Origin of the sequence: Paenibacillus sp. FSL P2-0089 (assembly GCF_038595095.1) — a bacterium.
Taxonomy (GTDB): Bacteria; Bacillota; Bacilli; order Paenibacillales; family Paenibacillaceae; genus Paenibacillus_AQ; species Paenibacillus_AQ silagei.
This window is the reverse complement of sequence record NZ_CP152006.1, coordinates 5,322,176-5,345,336: the sequence shown is the minus strand read 5'-3', so window position 1 is coordinate 5,345,336 and position 23,161 is coordinate 5,322,176. Positions and strand designations below refer to the sequence as shown.

18 protein-coding genes and 1 other annotated feature are annotated in these 23,161 nt (G+C 55.3%); of the genes, 16 read left to right on the top strand and 2 right to left on the bottom strand.

Going from position 1 to position 23,161, the window contains the following annotated elements; all coding sequences use genetic code 11:
- The first annotated feature begins 3 nt into the window (after positions 1-3).
- From NST69_RS22365 to NST69_RS22340, 6 genes are all read left to right on the top strand, one after another.
- On the top strand, positions 4-798 hold the full coding sequence (locus NST69_RS22365; protein ID WP_340979895.1) for an SDR family oxidoreductase: 795 nt from the start codon (positions 4-6) through the stop codon (positions 796-798).
- A 17-nt stretch (positions 799-815) separates the two neighbouring features.
- On the top strand, positions 816-1,910 hold the full coding sequence (pseG, locus tag NST69_RS22360; RefSeq protein WP_340979894.1) for a UDP-2,4-diacetamido-2,4,6-trideoxy-beta-L-altropyranose hydrolase: 1,095 nt from the start codon (positions 816-818) through the stop codon (positions 1,908-1,910).
- On the top strand, positions 1,882-2,454 hold the full coding sequence (pseH, locus tag NST69_RS22355) for a UDP-4-amino-4,6-dideoxy-N-acetyl-beta-L-altrosamine N-acetyltransferase (RefSeq protein WP_339311020.1): 573 nt from the start codon (positions 1,882-1,884) through the stop codon (positions 2,452-2,454). Before pseG ends, pseH begins: the two co-directional genes overlap by 29 nt.
- Positions 2,432-3,484: a pseudaminic acid synthase gene (pseI, locus tag NST69_RS22350; protein ID WP_340979893.1), complete on the top strand. Its 1,053-nt coding sequence runs from the start codon at positions 2,432-2,434 to the stop codon at positions 3,482-3,484. Before pseH ends, pseI begins: the two co-directional genes overlap by 23 nt.
- A 60-nt stretch (positions 3,485-3,544) precedes the next feature.
- Positions 3,545-3,819, top strand: a binding site (T-box leader).
- Positions 3,820-4,561: 742 nt separating this feature from the next.
- Complete coding sequence (gene ileS, locus NST69_RS22345) at positions 4,562-7,654, top strand: isoleucine--tRNA ligase (protein WP_342547152.1); 3,093 nt, start codon at positions 4,562-4,564, stop codon at positions 7,652-7,654.
- Between the two features lie 403 nt (positions 7,655-8,057).
- Positions 8,058-8,393, top strand: coding sequence for a DUF5665 domain-containing protein (locus NST69_RS22340; RefSeq protein WP_342550211.1), 336 nt, complete (start codon positions 8,058-8,060; stop codon positions 8,391-8,393).
- Positions 8,394-8,756: 363 nt separating this feature from the next.
- On the opposite strand, the gene NST69_RS22335 is transcribed toward NST69_RS22340, so the two are convergent.
- Positions 8,757-9,485 (bottom strand): TraR/DksA C4-type zinc finger protein, encoded by a 729-nt coding sequence (locus tag NST69_RS22335; protein WP_342547151.1) that lies wholly within the window; start codon positions 9,483-9,485, stop codon positions 8,757-8,759.
- Between the two features lie 256 nt (positions 9,486-9,741).
- Here NST69_RS22335 and lspA point away from each other — a divergent pair, with 256 nt between their 5' ends.
- The 3 genes from lspA to NST69_RS22320 all read left to right on the top strand — a co-directional run bounded on the left by lspA (position 9,742) and on the right by NST69_RS22320 (position 12,567).
- On the top strand, positions 9,742-10,245 hold the full coding sequence (gene lspA, locus NST69_RS22330) for a signal peptidase II (protein WP_076075971.1): 504 nt from the start codon (positions 9,742-9,744) through the stop codon (positions 10,243-10,245).
- Positions 10,238-11,212 (top strand): RluA family pseudouridine synthase, encoded by a 975-nt coding sequence (locus NST69_RS22325; RefSeq protein WP_342547150.1) that lies wholly within the window; start codon positions 10,238-10,240, stop codon positions 11,210-11,212. The genes lspA and NST69_RS22325 overlap by 8 nt, the downstream gene beginning before the upstream one ends.
- 101 nt (positions 11,213-11,313) lie before the next feature.
- Positions 11,314-12,567 carry an LL-diaminopimelate aminotransferase gene (locus NST69_RS22320; protein WP_036724241.1) on the top strand — a complete coding sequence of 418 codons (1,254 nt, stop codon included), beginning with the start codon at positions 11,314-11,316 and terminating at the stop codon, positions 12,565-12,567.
- Between the two features lie 312 nt (positions 12,568-12,879).
- On the opposite strand, the gene NST69_RS22315 is transcribed toward NST69_RS22320, so the two are convergent.
- Positions 12,880-13,440 carry a GNAT family N-acetyltransferase gene (locus NST69_RS22315; RefSeq protein WP_342547149.1) on the bottom strand — a complete coding sequence of 187 codons (561 nt, stop codon included), beginning with the start codon at positions 13,438-13,440 and terminating at the stop codon, positions 12,880-12,882.
- 679 nt (positions 13,441-14,119) lie between these two features.
- Between NST69_RS22315 and pyrR the strand changes: the two genes are divergently transcribed.
- The 7 genes from pyrR (at position 14,120) to pyrE (ending at position 23,034) form a co-directional block, all read left to right on the top strand.
- Complete coding sequence (pyrR, locus tag NST69_RS22310; protein ID WP_342547148.1) at positions 14,120-14,701, top strand: bifunctional pyr operon transcriptional regulator/uracil phosphoribosyltransferase PyrR; 582 nt, start codon at positions 14,120-14,122, stop codon at positions 14,699-14,701.
- Positions 14,702-14,703: 2 nt separating this feature from the next.
- Positions 14,704-15,612 carry an aspartate carbamoyltransferase catalytic subunit gene (locus tag NST69_RS22305; protein ID WP_342547147.1) on the top strand — a complete coding sequence of 303 codons (909 nt, stop codon included), beginning with the start codon at positions 14,704-14,706 and terminating at the stop codon, positions 15,610-15,612.
- Positions 15,613-15,718: 106 nt separating this feature from the next.
- Positions 15,719-17,002, top strand: coding sequence for a dihydroorotase (locus NST69_RS22300; RefSeq protein ID WP_342550210.1), 1,284 nt, complete (start codon positions 15,719-15,721; stop codon positions 17,000-17,002).
- An 84-nt stretch (positions 17,003-17,086) separates the two neighbouring features.
- Complete coding sequence (gene carA / locus NST69_RS22295) at positions 17,087-18,268, top strand: glutamine-hydrolyzing carbamoyl-phosphate synthase small subunit (protein WP_051477942.1); 1,182 nt, start codon at positions 17,087-17,089, stop codon at positions 18,266-18,268.
- Between the two features lies 1 nt (position 18,269).
- On the top strand, positions 18,270-21,491 hold the full coding sequence (gene carB, locus NST69_RS22290; RefSeq protein WP_036724235.1) for a carbamoyl-phosphate synthase large subunit: 3,222 nt from the start codon (positions 18,270-18,272) through the stop codon (positions 21,489-21,491).
- Between the two features lie 188 nt (positions 21,492-21,679).
- Positions 21,680-22,396: an orotidine-5'-phosphate decarboxylase gene (pyrF, locus tag NST69_RS22285; protein ID WP_036724375.1), complete on the top strand. Its 717-nt coding sequence runs from the start codon at positions 21,680-21,682 to the stop codon at positions 22,394-22,396.
- A complete protein-coding gene (gene pyrE, locus NST69_RS22280; protein WP_342547146.1) occupies positions 22,393-23,034 on the top strand; it encodes an orotate phosphoribosyltransferase in 642 nt (213 codons plus the stop codon). Before pyrF ends, pyrE begins: the two co-directional genes overlap by 4 nt.
- Positions 23,035-23,161: the final 127 nt, after the last annotated feature.

Sequence of the window (23,161 nt, the reverse complement as noted above, 5' to 3'; positions counted from 1 at the left end):
CGGATGCGTACTCTTCAAGAATTATTCAATCTGCAAGGCCGGACAGCGGTTGTGACCGGAGGGGCTGGTTATCTGGGCACAGCTATAGCAGAGGGGCTGGCTGAGGCTGGCGCGTCAGTCTATCTGGTAAGCTCAAGTGGTCAGCGCTGCAAGGAGACCGCTGAGGCGATCGCCCGCACCACCGGAGCAGCCTGCTTCGGCAAGGCAATGGATATCCGGGATGAAGCATCAGTCAGAGAATGTATTCAGAGCATCGCCGAAGCGGCCGGAAGCATCGATATCCTGGTGAATAATGCCGCGTTCAGCTCAGCCGCCAAGCTGGCCGTCATGAGTGAAGAACAGTGGCTGGCCGGGCTGGACGGGACGATCAACGGAACCTTCAGATGTGTCAAGTCCGTCCTGCCCTATATGGTTGAACAAAAAGGAGGCTCCATCATTAACGTCTCCTCGATGTATGGGCTGGTCTCGCCGAACCCGGAGGTCTACGGAGACAGCGGGATGGATAATCCCGCCAATTACGGGGCCGGTAAAGCGGCGATTGGCCAGTTTACCCGTTACATTGCCTGCCACTTCGGGCAGCATGGAATCAGAGCGAATACGGTATCGCCTGGGCCTTTTCCAAATGCAGCGGTTCAAGCCGACCCGCAGTTCATCCGGCAGCTGGAAAGGAAGAATCCGCTGGGCAGGATCGGCACTCCTGAAGATCTAAAGGGAGTGATGGTATTCCTGGCTTCTGCCGCTTCAAGCTATGTTACAGGTGAGAATATCTCTGTTGACGGAGGCTGGACCGCATGGTAAGCACAGCAGCTAATCCAATGAATATATGGATCCGGGCCGATTCCTCGTATTCTATGGGCACGGGCCATATCATGCGCTGCCTGACACTTGCAGGCGGGCTCGCCGCCAGAGGCGGGCAGATCACGTTCATTTGCCGTGAGCTGCCGGGGAATCTGGCTGACTATATCAGAGGCCAGGGCTATGCGGTGGAGCTGCTGCCGCCGCCGGATGATCCGTCGTACGCCGCATTCTGGCTTCAGGTGGATTGGCGGACCGATGCCTTGCAGACAGTTCAGCGGCTGGAGGGAGCTGCTCCTATAGATTGCCTCATTGTTGACCATTACGGGATTGATAAGCGGTGGGAAGCATGGGTACAGGGGAAAGCGAAGAAGATCGTGGCCATCGACGATTTGGCGGACCGCCCGCATGAGTGTGATCTGCTGCTGGACCCCAATCCATCCGCTGCCCGGGACCGCTACCAGGGGCTGCTTCCCGCCTACTGCATGAAATTGACAGGCACCTGCTATACGCTGCTGCGGCCGGAATTCCGCGCGGCTAAGCTGGGGCTGGCTGAACGGGACGGAGGCATAAACCGGGTTCTGGTGTTTTTTGGCGGCACAGATCCTACGGGTGAGACCCTCAAAGCCTTACAGGCCCTGCAAAGTCCCGCCTTCGCTAACCTGCAGCTGGATGTCGTAGCAGGCGGAATGAACTGCCGCAAGGATGACATCGCAGCGTTATGTGACTCGATGCCACAGGCCAGCTTCCATTGTCAGATTGATTACATGGCAGACTTGATGCAGAAGGCAGACCTCTCCATCGGAGCAGGCGGAAGTACGACCTGGGAGCGCTGTTACCTGGGCCTGCCTTCACTGTGTATTATTACGGCGGATAATCAGCGGGAGATCACGGCCTTGGTTCATGCGCAGGGGGCTGCACTTTGCCTGGGGAAGAGTAATGAGGTGACCGCTCAAGCCATTGAGCAGGGGCTTAAGGCTATGCTGGCCGACCCGTCCAAGGTACGGGCCATGTCTGAGCAGGCGCTCCGCCTGATGGGCGAGGATAAATGGAATGAGGTCATAGACAGGATTATGGGAGGGGACTATGGCAGACCTAAGGGACTACAGGCTTGAGAAGCTGGGCCAAGAGCATAGCCGGCTCATATGGGAATGGCGCAATGCCGATCACATCAGGCCTTATATGAATCATGACGGGATCATTGCGCTGGAAGAGCATCTTAACTGGATGCATGCTATAGAGGAGGATACCAGCCGGGTGGTCCGAATCTGTTACTATCTGGACACACCGGCAGGCTTCGTGCAGTTCTCACAGATTGACAGGGTCCACAAGACCTGTGAATGGGGCTTTTATATAGGGGACAAGAGCTGTCCCCCCGGCTCCGGTACCATGATGGGAATTTTGGCGCTGGAGCATATTTTCCAGGTAGAGCAGCTAAATAAGGTGTGCGCGCAAATCCTGGATTTCAATCAGCGGAGCTTGTCCTATCACCGCAAGCTAGGCTTCATAGAGGAAGGCAGGCTAGGCAGGCAACGGATCAGAAATCATCAGCCTGTGGATGTGGTCTTGATGGCCCTGTTCCGGGAGCAATGGGAGAAGCACAGTCTACGGCTGACAGAGGAGGCAACGACAGGCCATGAAGGAAATCAGGATCGGTAACCGCACCATCGGCAGCGGGCATCCGCCTTTTGTCATCGCGGAGATGTCCGGTAATCATAATAAGTCCCTGGACCGCGCGCTCGACATCGTTAAGGCCGCCGCCCGGGCTGGCGCACATGCGTTCAAAATCCAGACCTATACGCCGGACACCATGACGCTTAATCTGCAGAATAAGGATTTCATGATTGGGGATTCGAATGGACTGTGGAAGGGGAAATCGCTGTATGAGTTGTATGCTGAGGCGTATACGCCATGGGAGTGGCATGAGCCTATCTTTGCTTCGTGCAGGGCGCTCGGGATGATTCCGTTCAGCACCCCGTTCGATGAGTCCTCGCTCGAATTCCTGGAGACCCTCGGTGTCGACTGCTACAAGATTGCTTCCTTCGAAAATAATGATATTCCCTTATTGCGGAAGGTGGCCTCCAAAGGAAAGCCGATGATTATCTCCACCGGGATGGCCTCGCTTGGCGATATTGAACAGGCTGTCCACACCATTACCGAAGCCGGCTGCCGGGAATATATCCTGCTCAAATGCACCAGCAGCTATCCGGCTTCGCCCGGGAATACCAACCTCAATACCATTCCGTATCTGCGCGACATCTTCCGTGCTCAGGTGGGCCTGTCCGACCATACCCTGGGCGTAGGGGCCGCTGTGGCAAGCGTGGCGCTGGGCAGTACGGTGATCGAAAAGCATTTCACCCTGAACCGTGCGGAAGGCGGCGTGGATGCTGCATTCTCCCTGGAGCCGGCAGAATTCGCTTCCCTGGTCCGGGAGACGGATACGGCCTGGAGGGCACTCGGGGGTATCTCCATCGGTCCCACCCCCGAAGAAGAGAAATCCCTGCAATTCAGACGATCTGTTTATACCTCCAAGGACATCAAGGCCGGAGACCTGCTCACTGCGGATAACATCAAAGTCATCCGCCCCGGCTACGGCCTTGGGCCCAAATACTATGATCTTCTTCTCGGCAAACGCCTCAGAACCGATCTGCCCGTCGGCACCCCGCTGAGCTGGGACCTGCTGTTGTAATCCGCCTTGACAATTGGGGAGAAAACGTCTATAACTAGAACATATCTGTATCCATTGAATCCAAATTCGATGACGGGACAAGTACGATAAGGTAACGTTCTCCAGAGAGTCGGTGATTGCTGCGAGCCGATCGTTCACGCCTTACCCGAAGATCCTCCCCTAGAAGCTAAGCTGAAGCGTGTATACGTGCGTAGGCTCCGCCGTCTGCCGGACGTTATCCCGGACCCGCAAGGTTGTCTATTGCCTGCGGACTGAGATTGTACTGAATCCACACCCTTAGGATGTGCGTGCAGTACAAATTAGGGTGGTATCGCGAGCGCTGTCTCGCCCCTTTGGGGGCGGGGCGGCGTTTATTTGTGTGGTGGACACCCGCAACAAGTGCTCCGTGCGGGGAGAGGGGTTGGCGGACGGGAAGGGATTACTTCGGCGTAGGACCGGCTCTTCTTAGGCTGCCCTATCGGGTACGCCTGCGGGGCCTCAACAGCGCCCCGAGCAATGGGCCAAGAGCCCCCGGCAAGAACCCCAGGCACAGCGCGGACGGTGTAACGGACTGAGGAGCCCTTATTCTGGAAGAAAGCTACTATTAGGGCAAGTAAAGGACCCCACAGCCCTTATTACCGGAAAATTCGCTTCTAGATGGTTCTTAGCAGGACAATAAGGTCGACTGGGTCCGTTAGCTCGCCAAAAGTGCTGTTTTCTTGAATATAACGGCTCTGCGGTCCGCTAGGACTGACCTACTCGGTTGGTGTAGCTTCTTTTCATCCAACCTTCAGTGGGCCTGGGTTAAAGATTCATGCTGCATTAGCGCGGTTAAGGCCCCTCAGGCGTACCCGTCAGGGCAGCCTAAGAAGGGCCGAGGACCCCGCCGAAGTAATCCTTCCCGTCCACTGACACTGCTCCTCGCACGATGCACTTATTTCGGGTGTCCAGAGGGCAGCGCCCTTGGGGCCCTCCCTTGGCGAAGGGAGGGTTTGGGAGGGATCGAAAATTTTTTAAAAATCATTAAAATCTTTTAAGAAGAAGAAGGCTCGGATGTAATCCGATACAGTTTAAGACTAAACGAAGGGATTGACCATCATGCATAAGGTAGACGTCAAAGAAAAAGCCCGGGCCAGAGATGTCCGGATCTTGAAAAAGTGGAGTGAGGAGGACACATTCCGCCGCTCGATGGAGAACCGCGAGGGACGCCCGAACTATGTGTTCTATGAAGGGCCGCCGACCGCGAACGGGGTGCCGCATATCGGGCACGTGCTGGGCCGGGTCATCAAGGATTTTATCGGCCGCTACCAGACCATGAAGGGCTTCCGCGTCATCCGCAAAGCGGGCTGGGATACGCACGGCCTGCCGGTAGAGCTCGGGGTGCAGAAGAAGCTCGGCATCTCCGGCAAGCAGGATATCGAAGAATATGGTGTGGAGAAGTTCATCAAGGAATGTAAGGAAAGTGTATTCGGCTATGAGAAGCAGTGGCGCGAGTTCACGGAAGCGATCGGCTACTGGACAGATCTGGATCATCCGTATGTAACGCTGGACAATACGTATATTGAGAGTGTGTGGAACATCCTGGCTACGGTTCATGAGAAAGGCCTGATGTACCGGGGTCACCGCGTTAGCCCGTACTGCCCGAGCTGCCAGACGACCCTCAGCTCCCATGAAGTAGCCCAGGGGTATAAGACCGTTAAGGATCTGAGTGCCACCGCCAAGTTCAAGCTGGACGGCAGCGGCGACTATGTGCTGGCCTGGACGACTACGCCTTGGACGCTTCCGGCGCACATGGCGCTGGCGATGAATCCGGCTATGGAATATGTGCGTGCGCAGCAGGAAGACGGCGTGTATGTACTGGCTAAGAATCTGGTGGACGAAGTATTGAAGGGCGAGTACACCATCCTGTCTACACACACAGGCGCTGACTTTATCGGCCAGAGCTACACACCGCCGTTCGGTTATATCAAGGCAGAGAAGCATAATGTGATTGTCGGAGCCTCTTTTGTAACGGACTCCAGCGGTACCGGGATCGTACATATGGCTCCGGCTCACGGGGAAGACGACTATAAGAGCTGCCGCGAGAATGGGATCAGCTTCGTGAATGTAGTGGATGCTTCCGGGAAATACACGGATGTAGTGAGTGATTTTGCCGGACGGTTCGTGAAGGACTGTGACCTTGATATCGTGAAGGTGCTGTCTGAACGCGGACTGCTCTACCACAAAGAGAAATACGAGCACAGCTATCCGTTCTGCTGGCGCTGCGACACCCCGCTGCTCTATTATGCAACAGACAGCTGGTTCATCCAGACGACTGCGATCAAGGATCAGCTGATTGCCAACAATAACAGTGTGGACTGGTACCCGGACCATGTGCGCGAAGGCCGCTTCGGCAAGTTCCTGGAGGAGCTGGTGGACTGGAATATCAGCCGTAACCGCTACTGGGGTACACCACTTAACGTATGGGTCTGCCAGGATACCGGCAAGGAATTTGCACCGCACAGCATCGCCGAGCTGAGAGCGATGGCCATCGGCGAGGTCGCTGAGGATATCGAGCTGCATAAGCCGTATGTGGATAATATCCAGCTGCGCAGCCCGTTCAGCGAAGGCGGCGTCATGGTCCGTACCCCGGAAGTGATCGACGTCTGGTTCGACAGCGGCTCGATGCCGTTCGCCCAGAGTCATTACCCGTTCGAGAATCAAGACCAGTTCGAGGACCAGTATCCGGCAGATATGATCTGCGAAGGGATCGACCAGACGCGCGGCTGGTTCTACAGCCTGCTGGCAGTATCGACCCTGTTCACAGGCAAGGCGCCGTACAAGGCGGTTATCGCCCACGGCCATATTTTCGATGAGAACGGCCAGAAGATGTCCAAATCCAAAGGCAATGTCATCGACCCTTGGGAGATCATGAACGAATACGGCACGGATGCCTTCCGCTGGGCCATTCTGTCTGACAGTGCGCCGTGGAACAACAAGCGGTTCTCGCGCAGTCTGGTCGGGGAGACGAAGTCCAAGGTAGTGGACACTCTGGTGAACACGCATGCCTTCCTTACGCTGTATGCCGGAATCGACGGCTATGATCCTGCGGATCACCCGTTCAAGGTGTCTGAGCATAAGCTCGACCGCTGGATTCTATCCCGCCTGAACAGCCTGATCGTGCTGGTGGATAAGGGGCTTGCTGTGAATGATTTCGTGAACACCTCCAAGGCCATTGAGAACTTCGTGGATGAGCTGAGCAACTGGTACATCCGCCGTTCCCGTGACCGGTTCTGGGGCAGCGGGCTGGGCGAAGAGAAGCTGGATGCTTACCGCACCTTAACGCATGTCCTGCTGACAACGGCCAAGCTGATGGCTCCATTCACCCCGATGCTGTCCGAGGATATCTTCACGAACCTGGGCGGCGGAGAGAGTGTGCATCTGGCAGACTATCCGGCAGCGGATGAGAACCTGATCGACCTTGCTCTAGAAAAAGATATGGAGTATGCCCGCGGCATCGTCGAGCTGGCCCGTAACGTCCGCAACGAGAGCGGCATCAAGACCCGCCAGCCGTTGTCCGAGCTGATTGCCTCCACTCCGGACGACTTCAACGTGGCGGATTATGAAGAGCTGATCAAAGAAGAGATCAACGTCAAGAATATCGTCATCGAGCACAGCGACAGCGGCTTCGTAGACTTCACCCTGAAGCTGAACCTGAAGGTGGCAGGCAAGAAATACGGCAAGAGCGTTGGCTTCCTGCAGGGCTTCCTCAAAGCGATGGACAGTGACGCTACCCGCAAAGCAGTGCAAGAAGGCGTTATCGCCATTGTGTCACCGGACGGAGAAGAGCTGCAGATTACGTCCGAGGAGCTGCTGGTTGAGAAGCAGGCCAAACCAGGCTTTGCCTCCGCTTCCGGCTATGGACTGACAGTGGCCTTGAACACGGAAATCACGCCGGAGCTGGTACAGGAAGGCTGGGTACGCGAAGTCGTACGTGCGGTGCAGGATTACCGCAAACGTCTGGATCTGCCGATCGACAAGCGGGTTGCGCTGACCCTGCATGTCGATGACGAGCTGAAGGCGGCGGTGACCGCATTCGAGCATGTGCTGCGTGAGAATGTACTGGTGACTACGGTTGATTTTGACGGAGAGTATACCTATGAGACCGTGGATGCCGGCGGCAAGAGCATCGGTATTCATATCGGCGCTTAACTCCAGAGCGGCCGCGCATTTCCTGCATTACTTGTCCATGTATGGCATATACTAGCCGCAAAGGAAAAGTTTCCACGGGTTAGATGCAAATGACGAGCCCTGTGCTTGAAGAGAGAATTCTCTTTGACCGGGCTCGTTTGTTTTGCGGCTTACAGACAACAGGAGGTGCAGGGGCATGGGCGGATGGAACAACGGGAAGATTCCTGCGGAGCAGCCGAAGCAGCCGGACGGGCCGGGAAGAATTTCGATCAGAACCACGGACAGAGGGAATAACAGGGAGGAAGCACAGCATGAGCAGCAGCCCATGCATTCTGGAGCAGGCCAACCATCGGGCAAGACAGATCCGGGCGCAGAATATCCTGAGAAAAGTCAGCCAGCCGCTTCTTCCGATCCTAAGCCTACAGTGACTGTCACAGCAGCCGTCGATCCGCCCGATCTTCCCCCGGAAGAGAAGCTGAACGCCTTGTACCGGATGACCACGAGTCTGGCTCAACAGATGGAGAAGTCACGAATCTCGGAATTTACCGAGCTGCTGCATTCCCCGTTCCGGCTGATCTGGCTGAACATTCTCTCCGGAACGGCCAGGGGGCTGGGGATTGCGCTCGGGTTCACTTTTTTTGCAGCGACGATTATTTATGTGCTTCAGGTGCTGGGTGCGCTGAATCTGCCGATCATCGGCGACTATATCGCGGACATTGTGCGGATTGTCCAGCATCAGCTGGAGCTGAAGACGTTCTGAGTGCGGCTGAACCTGAAATAACCCCACAATGGTGGGGCCTTGCGATTAGTAGAAATTGGAACAGGGTTCCAAAACAAGCACAGGGATAGTTGTAGAATGTACACCTAAATGCAGCAAAATAGCCTGTTTTAAACGGATAACTGTAATCTGTACAACTAAATTTGCCTAAAGAGGCCCGAACTTAGAGTACAAGGCTTTTTAAATGGACGGAATGCAACTAAACGGGATATCACGTATGAATCAGATGTTTTAGTTGTATAAAGTGCAATTAAGCCTCTCCAGCTCTCTCTTCGGATCATTCCTAACCATTGCCAAGCAACATTAGCTGGGCATGGTTTGTGCTCATTTGCTGTGCCAGCTGATCTATTTCCGTTCTTTTCGAGTCGGGTCCAGCAGGTAGTCGCCTTCCTCGTCGTCCATGTAATGACGGTAGCTGTTGCCCTTAATAATCATCAGATGATTGCCCGAAATGTCGGTGGCCACGAAATTCTCCCAGGGCTCCACGAAGCCCTCGGTTTCATCCGCTTCGATCTCCATATCATTGTAGGAGCCGATGTTGTTCCCTTCTGCCATGGCCGGTGAATCCGAGTTGCCCCAGCTCTCCACGATCTGCCAGGCATCCTCGCCATCGAAGCCGTTCTGGCCGTCCCGCTCATCGAGGCTGGTGCGGCCAAACGGCGGAGACAGCAGCTCTTCCTCGGCCGGACGGGTGAACGGAGCACTCTGACGGGGAGCATGCTCTTTCGTGTAGCGGGTGGAGGGAAGGGCGGCCAGGCGCTCGTAGGGGATCGGTTCGCCGCTGGCGATGCAGATGCCGTAGGTTCCTTCGTCCATCGCCCGCAGGGCGGATTCAATATCGTCCAGCTCATGCTCATCGCGCTCCAGCAGAGAGATATCCATGGAACGATTATACAGCTCTGTGGCGGCATCGCCGGGATGGTTATCGATTTCGGACAGCTCGCCGGTGTTGTCCCGCATAGCCTCCTGCAGTCCGTATTGTCCGCTATTGCTTAGCCTGTGCTTGATATCCTCCTGCTGCTGCAGGAGAGCAGTACGCAGCCCGGAGAGCTGCTGTGGTGTCAGATGGCTCATTGCTGTGAGCTCCTTTCGGTAGCTAATCGCTGAAACGGTACCGTCCTTTAAAAGGATGGCAAAGCCGGTTCCGCTTGTACGGATAGCTTGGCCTCCGGGGCCCTTTTTTAGCGATGGCAAATAGTGCCCTGCCTTAACCGGCTTACCTGGTCAGGCAATAGACGGGTTCTTGAGGCCTGTGCTACAATATACAAGTCTTTATACAGTATTCGTACCGCGTAGCCGCGGGAAAAATAAGAACGGAGTGACAACTTCTGTGGTGTACTTTCTGATTGCGCTAATTGTATTTCTGATTGACCAGGGTACCAAATATCTGATTGCCACCCGGCTGGAGCTCGCAGAGCAAATTCCGGTAATCAAGGATTTCTTCATTATTACGTCACACCGCAATCGTGGAGCCGCCTTCGGAATTCTGGAGGGGCAGCAGTGGTTCTTCATTGTGATTACAGTAATCGTTGTATGCGGAATCGTCTGGTACCTGAACAAGGCCCGCAAGACCCGCAAGCTGCTGCCTACTGCACTGGCGCTTGTCCTTGGCGGAGCGATCGGCAACTTCCTGGACCGGATTCTTAACGGTGAGGTTGTGGATTTCCTCATGTTCAATTTCGGAAGCTATACGTTCCCGATCTTCAACGTGGCCGATTCCTGTATCGTGGTCGGGGTGGGCCTGATTATTCTGGACACGCTGCTGGAAGTGAAGGGCGAACAGGAAGTCACCGAGGTGAAGGAATCACAGGAAGTCAAAGAAGGGAATGAATGATTTGAACAAAGACGTCACAGAGCTGGCGGATTCAGGCGCCCTCGAGGAAGAAAGAGACGTCACAGAATGGATCGTTGCCGAGGGCAATGCGCGGGAGCGGATTGATAAATACGTTACAGAGGCCTTGGAAGACGAGATCTCGCGCTCCCAGGTTCAGCTATGGATCGGCAGCGGCCATGTTGTGGTGAACGGCTCGCCGGTCAAAGCGAACTACAAGCTGAATGAAGGCGATAAGGTAACCGTTACGGTGCCGGAACCCGAGGTTACGGACCTGATCGCACAGGATATCCCAATTGAAGTGGCTTATGAAGACAGTGATGTGATTGTGGTGAACAAGGAGCGCGGCATGGTTGTGCATCCGGCAGTAGGGCATCCTTCCGGCACTCTGGTCAATGCGCTGATGTATCATTGCAAGGATCTGTCCGGTATTAACGGCGAGATTCGTCCAGGCATTGTACACCGGATCGACAAGGATACCTCTGGTCTGATTATGGCAGCCAAAAATGACGCCAGTCATGCTTCGCTGTCCGCCCAGCTTAAGGAGCACAGCGTGACCCGCCGCTATATCGCAGTGGTGCACGGCAATCTGTCTCATGACAAGGGAACCGTAGATGCTCCAATCGGCCGTGATCCGCATGACCGCAAGCTGTATACCGTAACCGAGAAGAACAGCAAGCGCTCCGTGACGCATTTTACCGTGCTGGAGCGGTTCGGTGACTGCACACTGCTGGAGCTTCAGCTTGAGACTGGACGCACGCACCAGATCCGTGTTCACATGAAATTCATCGGCCATCCGCTGGTGGGTGATCCGGTCTACGGGCGCAGCAAGGGAACTACTATGAACGGACAAGCCCTTCATGCAGCGGTACTCGGTTTTGTACATCCTTCTACAGGCGAGTACAAGGAGTTCAGCGCACCGATTCCGGCGGATATGGAAGAGCTTCTATTTACGCTGCGCAGCAGATAAGTACAAATCAATAGATTATAAATCCATGGTACACAGGCCGGATTTGCGTCATATTAAGAGCATAGCTTCACAATATAGGCCCAGGAGATGAATAGAAGATTATGAGCATTGAACAATATCAGGCGACATTCATTCAGACGAATTTTGCAGACCGCATCGGCGGCGAAGGATACGGCAAGGACACCTCCATCTACAAATTTGAGAAAATCAAACGCGCCAAAGCTTCGGCGAAGCAGGATTTTCCGAACATTGAACTGATCGACATGGGCGTCGGTGAGCCGGACGAAATGGCAGATGAAGGTATCGTGTCCAGACTTGCGCTGGAAGCGGCTAAGGAAGAGAACCGCGGTTACTCCGATAACGGTATTCCTGAATTTAAGGCGGCTGCGGCTGTCTATCTTAAGGAAGTTTTTCAGGTGGACGGAATTGACCCTGTAACAGAAATCGTGCATTCCATCGGCTCGAAGCCTGCGCTGGCTATGCTGCCATCCGTATTCATTAATCCGGGCGACATCACAATCATGACCATTCCGGGCTATCCGGTGCTGGGCACCCATACCAAGTATCTGGGAGGACAAGTCTATTCTGTGGAGCTGAAGAAGGAGAACAACTTCCTGCCTGACCTGAGCTCCATTCCTGAAGAGGTAGCCCGCAAGGCGAAGCTGCTCTACCTCAATTATCCGAACAACCCTACCGGAGCAAGCGCCACCCCTGAATTCTTCAGCGAAGTAGTGGCCTGGGCCAAAAAATATGATGTAGTTGTCATCCATGACGCACCTTATGCTGCACTAACGTATGACGGCGTGAAGCCTCTGAGCTTCCTGTCCGTGCCTGGTGCCAAGGATGTTGGCGTTGAGCTGCACTCCCTGTCCAAGTCCTACAACATGACCGGCTGGAGAATCGGCTTCGTGGCCGGCAACCCGCTGATCGTGAAGGCGTTCAGTGATGTGAAGGACAACAATGATTCCGGCCAGTTCATCGCGATTCAAAAAGCTGCCGCTTATGGCCTATCTCATCCTGAGATTACCGAAGCGATTGCCGCCAAATACTCCCGCCGCCACAACATGCTGGTGGATGCGCTGAACAGCCTGGGCTTCAAGGCCGAGAAGCCGAAGGGCTCCTTCTTCCTGTATGTAGCCGCACCTAAGGGCGTCAAGGGCGGACGCCGCTTCGAATCCGGCGAGGATTTCTCGCAGTTCCTGATCCGCGAGAAGCTCATCTCCACCGTGCCTTGGGATGATGCCGGCGCGTTCGTGCGTTTCTCCGTGACCTTCGTGGCCAAGGGTGAGGAAGAGGAGAAGCGTGTCATCTCCGAAATCCAAAGACGTCTGAGCGACGTTGAATTTGAATTTTAAGTTTGGTTTGAATGGGAAGCCGCTGCGGAGAAATCTGCGGCGGCTTTTATGTGTCACCGTCTATTTACTATGGTGATTGCACGGCCTGGCCCGGCCACCCGCCCCAATTTGTTGCACAAATTGCAACCTCGCACCGCTCAGACCAAGCCCGGACACGCAAATCCTGCACTTTTTACAACATTCCATTCGGTGATGATGAATCTTTGGCATGAATCCTGCAAAAACTGCAACAATTGGCCCAGCAGCTTAGTTAAGCGGAAGAATTCCTGCATAATGTGCAACATTAGAGCATCAGTAAAGCATCAGTGCAGCCTACCCTTTCCGGTAAGCAACCCGATGGAAAGCATTAATGTACCGAAACAGCGCTTCGCCGTCATCCGGCACATTCCCCGGTTCACCCAGTTGCAGCATCATGGCCTGATAAGGCTCCGGTACCATTCGATATTGATGCACATAAGAGGTCAGGACGAACCCGTTCCGCTCCCAGAAATGAATGCGTTCCTTGTGCGACTCCGTAGTCCCGGATTCCGCCTCAATGATGATTCCCCGGATGCCGTGTTCCTGCACAGCCCAAGCTTTGATCTGCTCCAGCATCCAGGTCCCCGTTCCCTCTCCGCGCAATGCCTTATCCACCGCCAGGTAATCGATAATCAGGATCTTGTCTGCAGCTTGTCCCACAACGCCAGTAACAGCCATCGCGACCACAACCCCTTTATGCATCCCCGCATGTAAGTAACCAATGCCCCGGTTCAGCGTACTGCGCAGTATCCCCTTAGTCTTAGCCCCGCTCGGAAAAGCCTCATGGTAGATCTGCTCCATCCGCCCCCACCACGCTTCATCCCATTCTTCTATAGTAACAAACTCCATGTTCATGATTGTATTCGCCTCCAGCTTCATCATAGCAGAGGGAGCGCAGGAACAAAATTATCCAAAGGTTGGAGGGGAGGTTTCGCACTTCGTATTTGGAGTTGTTACGAAGTACTATCATCGCAACGCCATAGTGCCCCCACTGCCTGCCCCTCCCCCAAGGGGGATGGCAAGTCCTTGTCCCTTGCACCGTTTAGGTGGAAGCGGCGGAGGGGATTTTGGAACTGCAGGAGCGATAGCGTTCGCCTTTGTCTCCGGATTTCCACCGCGAGAAGCGGTCTAAATCAAGAAATCTGGAGACAACAGCGACCGAAAGTCCAAAATCACCGCAGCCGCGCCCTTCACCTAAATGTCTGTGTTCCTCACTCAAATGTCTTTTCCCTACCACCCCTGCACTTCACCCACTTTTCCGAATATAATTTGACATCCCCCCGTCCATCTGTCATAATTCCCTATAGTTGAATAGCGCCTTTAATTCAGTCCCGTGAGGCTGGCAAGGTAACGTGAATCGAGGTTCGCGTCATGAAAGAAGAAATCCGTAGGAGTACGGAGGGTCTTTTTATGCGCGCGGACACGCCATCTTTTTGAATCTGCGGATTTCACTCCTTGCCTGCTTTGGGCAAGGAGTTTTTTAGTTTATCCGGGGAACTTGAACAGGCGATCAAGCAGGGGGATGGCAAAGAGGATGGTTACTGAAAAAAATGTCATTATGGACGAAACGGCGATTCGCCGGGCACTGTCACGCATTGCACATGAGATTTTGGAGAAAAACAAGGGTATCGAGAATTGCCTGCTGGTCGGCATCCGGACCAGGGGGATCTACCTGGCTCAGCGGATCGCGGAGCGCATTAAGGAAATCGAGGGCGTGGACATCCCATACGGGGAGCTGGACATTACCCATTACCGCGATGACCGCGAAGGCGGCGGGGACAACCGGGAAGCGATGGACAAGGCAGTTGTCAACAGCAACCTGATCCTGCCTGCCGGCACCAGCGGCACCCGGGACAAGAAAGTGATCCTGTTCGACGATGTACTGTACACCGGAAGAACGATCCGCGCGGCAATGGATGCGCTGATGGATTGCGGACGGCCCCGGATGATCCAGCTGGCTGTACTGGCTGACCGCGGCCACCGGGAGCTGCCGATCCGCCCCGACTACATCGGCAAGAACGTACCTACCTCCAGGCATGAGCAGATTGAAGTGTCCCTGAGCGAATATGACGGCAAGGACGAGGTGTACATTATTTCAAACCGGGAGGAACGATAACAATGATGACGGCAACTAAGGTGAAGGAACGCAGTCTGCTGGGGATGAAGGAGCTGGCGGAGTCGGAGATTAACCAGCTGTTAGACAGAACAGCCTACTGGGATAATCAGAGCGAGAAGCTCACGCCGGTGCTGAGAGCCCATTTTGTTGCCAATATGTTCTTCGAGAATAGTACGAGAACCCGCTTTTCCTTCGAAATGGCCGAGAAACGCCTGGGTGTGCAAGTACTGAACTTCACGGCTGCGGCCTCCAGTGTCGAGAAGGGCGAGTCCATCTACGACACAGTGCGCACACTAGAGTCGATGGGCATCGATGCCGGAGTGGTCCGGCTGAAGCCAGCCGGGGTACTGCAGCAGCTTGCCGAGAAGGTAGGCGTTCCGCTCATCAATGCCGGGGACGGCAACAACGAGCATCCGACGCAAGCGCTGCTGGACCTGTACACGATGCGCAAGCATTTTGGCGGACTGAAGGGCCTGAAGGTCTCGATTATCGGGGATATTATGCACAGCCGGGTAGCGCGGTCCAATCTCTGGGCACTCACTAAAATGGGGGCAAGCGTGCAGTTCTGCGCACCGGCAAATATGCAGGCTCCTGAGCTTGCGGCCTACGCTCCATATGTGTCTATGGAAGAAGCGCTGAAAGCGGATGTGGTCATGATGCTGAGAGTGCAGCTGGAGCGGCATGCTTCGGGCATAATTTTATCGGCCGAGCAGTACCGGGAGCACTTCGGGCTGACTGAGGAACGGGCATCGAGGCTGGACCCGGCAACGATCATCATGCACCCGGCGCCGGTCAACCGCAATGTGGAGATCGACGATGCGGTGGTGGAGAGCAGCCAGTCACGGATTTTCCCGCAGATGGCGAACGGAGTGCCGGTACGGATGGCTGTCATGGAGCGGGCGCTGCAGTAGCAGAAAAAAACCTCACATAAGCGTATTAATAAATATACACAAAGATGAATTTTTATTATATAATAACTACAGAGCTTACGGCTGCGGCCGGAAGGCACAAAGGAGAATCCTAACCGTGATCATCAAAAATGCCAGTGTACTGAACGAAAAAGGCGTGCTGGAGCGCAAGCATATTGTTGTGCAGGACGGAGTTATCTCGAAGATTCAGGATGCCGCCGAGGCGGTAGAAGAAGCCGGAGAGATCGTTGAAGCGGAAGGTAAGCTGCTGATTCCGGGACTGATCGATATGCATGTGCACTTACGTGAACCGGGGTTCGAGCATAAGGAAACGATTGAGACCGGTGCACGTTCGGCAGCCAAAGGCGGATTCACAACGATTGCCTGCATGCCGAACACACGCCCGGTAACTGACAGTGCAGAGATCGTACAGCTCGTGAAGGACAAGGCACGTGAAGCGGGGCTTGTGAAGGTGCTGCCTTATGCGGCCATTACCAAGAATGAGCTGGGACGCGAGCTGACGGATTTTGCGGCACTGAAGGAAGCGGGAGCGATCGGCTTCACCGATGACGGCGTAGGCGTACAGAGCGCGCAGATGATGAAGGATGCGATGAAGCTGGCGAAGGGACTGGATATGCCGGTGATTGCCCACTGTGAGGATAACTCTCTGGTGGAAGGAGCGCCGGTAGCCGAAGGCACTTTTGCCGACAAGCATGGCCTGAAGGGAATTCCGAACGAGTCGGAAGCCATTCATGTAGGCCGTGACATTCTGCTGTCTGAAGCAACCGGTGTTCACTATCATGTGTGCCATGTCAGCACCGAGCAATCGGTCCGGCTGATCCGCCAGGCGAAGCAAATCGGCATTAAGGTGACCGCCGAGGTGTGCCCGCATCATCTGCTGCTCTCGGAGGAGGATATTCCGGGCATGGACGCCAATTGGAAAATGAACCCGCCGCTGCGCTCGCGCCGTGACGTTGAGGCCTGCATCGAAGGGCTGCTGGACGGCACGCTGGATATCATCGTGACCGACCATGCCCCGCACAGCGAGGAAGAGAAAGCCAAAGGCATGCAGCTTGCACCGTTTGGCATCGTCGGCTTTGAGACGGCCTTCCCGCTGCTGTATACCGCTTTTGTGGCCACAGGCAAATGGGATCTGTCCCTGCTGGTGCAGCGGATGACCGCTGATCCGGCCCGGGTGTTCAGACTGAATACAGGCAGCCTTACCGTTGGGGCGCCTGCCGATCTGACCCTGATTGACTTGAATGAAGAGAAGGAAGTAGACCCGGCCACGTTTGCGAGCAAGGGTCGCAATACACCTTTTACCGGATGGAAGCTTAAGGGCTGGCCGGTGAAGACCTGGGTAGACGGCAGAGCCGTATGGAGTGAGGCTTAACAGAAGTAAGCAGTAGCCCATGCAGCCCGGCTGCATGGCTGTGACATAAGAATCAGACTACAGAAACAAGAAGGAGTGGAAGGCATGCAGGCGAGATTGCTGCTTCAGGACGGAACACTGTTTACAGGCACCGCATTTGGCGCGGAAGGCGAGAAGACGGGCGAGGTTGTTTTTAACACAGGAATTACAGGCTATCAGGAGGTACTATCGGACCCTTCGTACTGTGGGCAGATCGTCACCATGACGTATCCGCTGATCGGGAATTACGGTATTACCCGTGATGACTTCGAGTCCGTTCGCCCTTTTGTACACGGCTTTGTGGTGCGGCGTCACGAATCCGTACCCAGCAACTGGCGTGCTGAATACAGTGTAGACGATCTGCTGAAGGAATATGACATTCCCGGCATCAGCGAGATTGATACCCGTATGCTTACCCGCATTATCCGCCACTATGGCACCATGAAGGCAATCCTCACCACTTCGAACAAGCGTGTGGAAGAATTGATGGAGATGATGGGTGACACGACCATTGAAGAGCTGCGCAATCAGGTTGCACGTACCTCAACTACAGCAGCCTACAGCAGCCCGGGCACCAAAGAACGCATCGTGCTGGTCGATTACGGCGCGAAGACCGGTATTCTGCGCGAGCTGAACAACCGCGGCTGTGATGTGGTGGTTGTCCCTCATGATGTCACCGCAGACGAGATCCGCCGCCTGAACCCTGACGGCATTCAGCTCTCGAATGGCCCTGGAGACCCGAAGGATGTGCCTTATGCGGTACAGACAATCTCCGAGCTGCTCGGCGAATACCCGATCTTCGGCATCTGCCTGGGACACCAGCTGTTCGCCCTGGCCTGCGGCGCCGACACTGAGAAGCTCAAGTTCGGCCATCGCGGCGGGAACCATCCGGTGAAAGAGCTGGAGAGCGGACGCTGCTTCATCACCTCCCAGAATCATGGGTACACAGTGAATGAGGAATCCATTGCCAGCACAGACCTGGAAGTTACCCATATCAATAACAATGACAAGACCGTTGAAGGACTGAAGCATACCCGTTACCCCGCTTTTTCGGTGCAGTACCATCCGGAAGCGGCGCCGGGACCGCTTGACAGCAGTTATCTGTTCGACCGCTTCCTGCAGCTGATCGCAGACCACAAGGCACAGCGGCCGGCCGGATCGCGTCAGGCGCAGCTTGCAGCGAATGCCAGAATCACGGCACCGAAATCATCCGCACCCCAGCTTGAAGCCGTGAAAGGAGCTCTATAACATGCCTAAGAACAACAAACTCAAAAAAATTCTGGTTATCGGCTCCGGCCCGATCGTTATTGGTCAAGCTGCCGAATTCGACTATGCAGGCACTCAGGCCTGCCAGGCCCTTAAAGAAGAAGGTGTCGAGGTCGTACTGATCAACAGCAACCCGGCGACGATTATGACCGATACCAATATGGCTGACAAAGTATACATCGAGCCGATTACGCTGGAATTCGTGACTGGCATTATCCGTCAGGAGCGTCCGGACGGGCTGCTGCCGACACTCGGCGGACAGACCGGCCTGAACATGGCTGTAGAGCTGGCCCGTGCCGGAGTCCTAGAGCAAGAGAAAGTGAAGCTGCTGGGTACACAGCTTGAATCCATCGAGAAAGCGGAGGACCGCGATTTGTTCCGCGAGCTGATGCGCGAGCTGGATCAGCCGGTGCCGGAAAGTGCGATTATTACCAGTGTGGAAGAAGCTCTGGGCTTCGCCGCAGGAATCGGCTATCCGCTGATCGTCCGTCCTGCCTACACGCTGGGCGGAACAGGGGGCGGAATCTGCGACAACGAAGAAGAGCTGCGTGAGACCGTCAAGGCTGGTATCCGTTACAGCCCGATCGGCCAGTGTCTGGTCGAGAAGAGCATCGCCGGCATGAAGGAAGTCGAATATGAGGTTATGCGTGATGCGAACGACAACTGTATCGTGGTCTGCAACATGGAGAACTTTGATCCGGTGGGCGTACATACGGGCGACAGTATCGTAGTGGCCCCGAGCCAGACGCTGTCTGACCGTGAATATCAGATGCTGCGGAGTGCTTCCCTGAAGATTATCCGCGCGCTGAATATTGAAGGCGGCTGTAACGTCCAGTTCGCCCTGGACCCGCAGAGCTACCAGTATTATGTGATCGAAGTGAATCCGCGTGTCAGCCGCTCCTCGGCGCTGGCGTCGAAAGCGACCGGTTATCCGATTGCCAAGATGGCCGCGAAGATCGCACTCGGCTACACGCTGGACGAAATCGTCAATCCGGTGACCGGACAGACCTACGCCTGCTTCGAGCCTACACTGGACTATATCGTCAGCAAAATCCCGCGCTGGCCGTTCGACAAGTTCATCTCGGCGAACCGCAAGCTGGGTACACAGATGAAAGCGACCGGTGAAGTGATGGCGATCGGCCGTACCTTTGAAGAGTCGATTCACAAGGCCATCCGCTCGCTGGAGATTGGTGTCCACCGTTTCCGCTTGCCGGGAGCGGAGCTGCTTGAAGAGAGTGTGCTGCGCTATAGACTTGCCAAGCCGGATGATGAGCGCCTGTTCCTGATCGCGGAAGCCTTCCGCCGCGGCTATGAGCTACAGGAGATTCAGGATATTACGAATGTGGACTGGTGGTTCCTCTCCAAGATCGAAGGGCTCGTGAGCTTCGAGGACGAGATCCGTGCCGAAGAGACACTGTCTGCTGACATACTGTATCAGGCCAAGCGTAAGGGCTTCACAGACCGGGCGATTGCCGAAATCCGTGCTGAAGGCCGTCCCGGCGGGGCATTCACCAAGGAGGCGGAAGTGCGTGTGCTGCGTCTGCAGCAAGGGCTGGTTCCAGTCTTTAAAATGGTCGATACCTGCGCCGCAGAATTTGAGGCTTCAACGCCATACTATTACTCCACCTATGAGACCGAAAATGAGGTCATTCATTCCGATAAGCAGAAGGTCATTGTACTCGGCTCCGGTCCGATCCGTATCGGCCAAGGAATTGAGTTCGACTACTCTACGGTACATGCGGTATGGGCCATACAGAAGGCTGGCTACGAAGCTGTAATTATCAATAACAATCCAGAGACCGTATCGACGGATTTCAATACCTCGGACCGCCTGTACTTTGAGCCGCTGTTCTTCGAGGATGTCATGAACGTGATTGCCCAGGAGAATCCGATCGGAGTCATCGTACAGTTCGGCGGACAGACCGCGATTAACCTGGCTGCACCGCTTGCTGCTGCGGGCGTGAACATTCTGGGTACCAGCCTTGAGAGCATCGACGAAGCTGAGAACCGCAAGAAGTTCGAAGCGCTGCTGGCCCGTCTGGATATCGCACAACCTAAAGGCAAGACCGTAATCAATATTGATGAGGCTGTCGAAACGGCGCAGGCGCTGGGCTATCCGGTGCTGGTTCGACCATCGTATGTCCTGGGCGGACGCGCCATGGAGATTGTCTACAACGACACAGAGCTGCTGAGCTACATGGTTGAAGCGGTAAAAGTGAATCCGGAGCATCCGGTGCTGATCGACCGTTACATGCTTGGCAAGGAAGTGGAAGTGGACGCTATCTGCGACGGAGAGACGGTTGTCATTCCGGGCATCATGGAGCATGTGGAACGCGCAGGGGTTCACTCCGGCGACTCCATCGCTGTCTACCCGCCGCAATATCTGGATGAAGGTCTGAAGCAGAAGATTGCCGAGATCACGATCAAGATTGCCAAAGAGCTCAAGACCATCGGGCTGGTGAACATCCAGTTCGTCATTTATCAGAACGAGGTCTATGTCATTGAAGTGAATCCGCGCTCCTCGCGTACGGTTCCGTTCCTGAGCAAGGTGACCGGTATTCCGATGGCGAACCTGGCGACCAAGATCATTCTTGGCGGCAAGCTGAAGGAAGACGGGTACACCGAAGGCCTGTGGCCGGAGAGCGATTATGTGTCGGTCAAAGTGCCGGTGTTCTCTTTTGCCAAGCTGCGCAGAGTCGAGCCTACGCTCGGACCGGAGATGAAATCCACCGGTGAGGTCATGGGCCGCGATAAGCTGTATGCCAAGGCGCTTTACAAGGGTCTGATCGGCGCAGGCATGAAGATCCCGGCTACCGGGGCAATCATTGTAACTGTAGCCGACAAAGACAAGGCTGAAGCGGTTGAGCTGATGAAGGGCTTCCATGCCATGGGCTATAAAATCATCGCCACCGGCGGTACAGCAGCTGCGCTGGAGCAGGCCGGGCTGAACGTGATGAACGTTAACAAGCTGGATGAAGGCGAGCCGACCATCCTCGATCTGATCCGCGGCGGTCAAGCGAACTTCGTCTTCAATACACTGACCAAGGGCAAAACGCCTGAACGTGACGGATTCCGCATCCGCCGTGAAGCGGTAGAGAACGGCGTCGTATGTATGACCTCGCTCGATACGGTAACGGCGCTGCTGAGAATGCTGCAGACGATTAACTTCTCGTCCCAGTCGATGCCTGCTTTTGTCGGACAATAAGATAGAGGGTGAGGCAGCTGTAACAGGCTGCTACAGGAACGGTTTGCGTTAGCGCAGACCGTTCCCCTATGCCCGGGACCTGGAATGTTGCCAGATAACAATGAGAGAGGGTTGACTTTGTGGAGCAGACTTCAGCAGCACAGCAGCATGAACATGAGAACATCGGACAGGTAGAGAAGCGTAATGAAATGGCCGGACGCCTGATGGTCGCCTTGGATTATCCGAATGCAGACCAGGCGCGGGCGCTGATCGAACAGCTCGAAGGCATTCCCTGTTATATAAAGGTGGGAATGCAGCTGTTCTATGCAGCCGGACCTGATTTCATCCGGGAACTGAAGGAGCGCGGATATTCGGTATTCCTCGATGTTAAAATGCACGATATCCCCAACACCGTAAAGGGCGGGGCAGAGAGCTTGACTCTGCTTGGCGTTGATATGTTCAACGTACATGCCGCCGGAGGAGCTGCCATGATGGCTGCTGCTGTGGAAGGAGCGGCCCAGGCGGTCAGCCTGAAGCCCTCGTTGCACATGCCGCTGATCATTGCAGTAACCCAGCTTACCAGCACCAGCCAGGAAGTGATGAACCGGGAAATCGGCATAGCCGGACCAGTGACGGATGCGGTGGTGCGTTATGCCAAGCTTGCAGCGGAAGCAGGCCTGCATGGAGTCGTAGCATCGCCGCAGGAATCCCTGGTGATTGCCGAAGCGTGCGGACCGGAGTTCCGCACCGTAACCCCGGGTATCCGGCCAGCTGGTGCCTCGCTGGACGACCAGTCCCGGGTCATGACTCCGAGGCAGGCTATCCGCCAAGGCAGCCACTACCTGGTAGTAGGCCGGCCGATTACAGCAGCGGCAGATCCGCGAGCAGCAGCACTGAATATTATTGAGGAGATGAGCCAAGCATGAGCATATTAGAGAATCGAAGTGAACAGGTCGCCAGTCATTTGCTGGAGATCGGAGCCGTAGCCCTGCGCCCGCAGGAGCCGTTCACCTGGACCTCCGGCATCAAATCACCGATCTACTGCGATAACCGTCTGACCATGGCCTTCCCGGATGTCCGCAACTACATTGCGGAGGCCTTCGCAGAGCTGATCAGAACCAGCTACCCGGACGCCGAGGTGATTGCCGGGACAGCAACCGCCGGTATTCCGCACGCGGCCTGGGTGGCCGATAAGCTCGGTCTGCCGATGGCTTACATCCGGGACAAGGCCAAGGGCCACGGCAAGCAGAACCAGATCGAAGGACTCATCAAGCCCGGCCAGAAGGTGGTCGTGATCGAGGACCTGATCTCCACTGGCGGCAGCTCCATCAAAGCCGCGCAGGCCGTACAGGAAGCAGGCGGGCTCCCGCTGGCCGTCCTGGCCATCTTCAGCTACGAGCTTGACCGTGCCGTAGAAGCCTTCGCTGCGGCGGAGCTTCCGCTCCAGAGCCTGTCCAACTACAGCACGCTCATCGATGTAGCGCTGGCTCAAGGCAAGATTGCTGAGAGCGATGTAACGCTGCTGCAATCCTGGCGCAAGGACCCTGCCGCCTTCGGCGTGTAGGGGCTAGGAGAAGGCGCAGGAAATGAGTAGAGGGTACGTAAAGAGTACGTAGAGCGTAAACATAAAGCGTAAACGTAGAGCGTAGAGCGTAGAGCGTATAGAATGCATAGAAGAAGCTTTGTCCCCT

Coding starts and splice junctions, on each gene's coding strand:
- NST69_RS22365 (WP_340979895.1), top strand. CDS start 4: ATGCGTACTCTTCAAGAATTATTCAATCTGCAAGGCCGGACAGCGGTT.
- pseG (WP_340979894.1), top strand. CDS start 816: ATGAATATATGGATCCGGGCCGATTCCTCGTATTCTATGGGCACGGGC.
- pseH (WP_339311020.1), top strand. CDS start 1,882: ATGGCAGACCTAAGGGACTACAGGCTTGAGAAGCTGGGCCAAGAGCAT.
- pseI (WP_340979893.1), top strand. CDS start 2,432: ATGAAGGAAATCAGGATCGGTAACCGCACCATCGGCAGCGGGCATCCG.
- ileS (WP_342547152.1), top strand. CDS start 4,562: ATGCATAAGGTAGACGTCAAAGAAAAAGCCCGGGCCAGAGATGTCCGG.
- NST69_RS22335 (WP_342547151.1), bottom strand. CDS start 9,485: ATGAGCCATCTGACACCACAGCAGCTCTCCGGGCTGCGTACTGCTCTC.
- NST69_RS22325 (WP_342547150.1), top strand. CDS start 10,238: ATGAATGATTTGAACAAAGACGTCACAGAGCTGGCGGATTCAGGCGCC.
- NST69_RS22320 (WP_036724241.1), top strand. CDS start 11,314: ATGAGCATTGAACAATATCAGGCGACATTCATTCAGACGAATTTTGCA.
- NST69_RS22315 (WP_342547149.1), bottom strand. CDS start 13,440: ATGAACATGGAGTTTGTTACTATAGAAGAATGGGATGAAGCGTGGTGG.
- pyrR (WP_342547148.1), top strand. CDS start 14,120: ATGGTTACTGAAAAAAATGTCATTATGGACGAAACGGCGATTCGCCGG.
- NST69_RS22305 (WP_342547147.1), top strand. CDS start 14,704: ATGATGACGGCAACTAAGGTGAAGGAACGCAGTCTGCTGGGGATGAAG.
- carA (WP_051477942.1), top strand. CDS start 17,087: ATGCAGGCGAGATTGCTGCTTCAGGACGGAACACTGTTTACAGGCACC.
- carB (WP_036724235.1), top strand. CDS start 18,270: ATGCCTAAGAACAACAAACTCAAAAAAATTCTGGTTATCGGCTCCGGC.
- pyrF (WP_036724375.1), top strand. CDS start 21,680: ATGGCCGGACGCCTGATGGTCGCCTTGGATTATCCGAATGCAGACCAG.
- pyrE (WP_342547146.1), top strand. CDS start 22,393: ATGAGCATATTAGAGAATCGAAGTGAACAGGTCGCCAGTCATTTGCTG.